At 60.2% G+C, this 392-nt stretch carries 1 protein-coding gene; it reads left to right on the forward strand.

Annotation, left to right across the window (positions count from 1 at the left end):
• The coding region (locus EN859_RS35640) for a bile acid:sodium symporter (protein WP_189502504.1) at nt 1-392 on the forward strand (392 nt) is incomplete at both ends.

Here is a 392-nt window from a genome sequence, read left to right on the forward strand (position 1 = left end):
GCGCGGCATTGGCGTGACGCTGTTCGTCAACTGGCTGATCAAGCCTTTTTCGATGGCGCTGCTTGGCTGGATTTTCGTGCGGCATGTTTTCGCAGCATGGTTGCCGGCGGCGCAACTGGACAGCTACGTCGCAGGGCTGATCCTGCTGGCCGCGGCGCCGTGCACCGCGATGGTTTTTGTCTGGTCGCAGCTTTGCAAAGGTGACCCGTACTTCACGCTCTCGCAGGTCGCATTGAACGACGCGATCATGGTCGTGGCGTTCGCGCCGATTGTTGCGCTACTGCTTCGCCTGTCCGCTATCACTGTTCCGTTGGACACGCTGCTCACTTCGTTGGGCGTTTATATCGTGATTCCGGTGGTCATCGCGCAGATCATGCGTCGCCGGCTGCTGC

Origin of the sequence: Mesorhizobium sp. M00.F.Ca.ET.216.01.1.1 (assembly GCF_004010325.2) — a bacterium.
GTDB lineage: Bacteria > Pseudomonadota > Alphaproteobacteria > Rhizobiales > Rhizobiaceae > Mesorhizobium.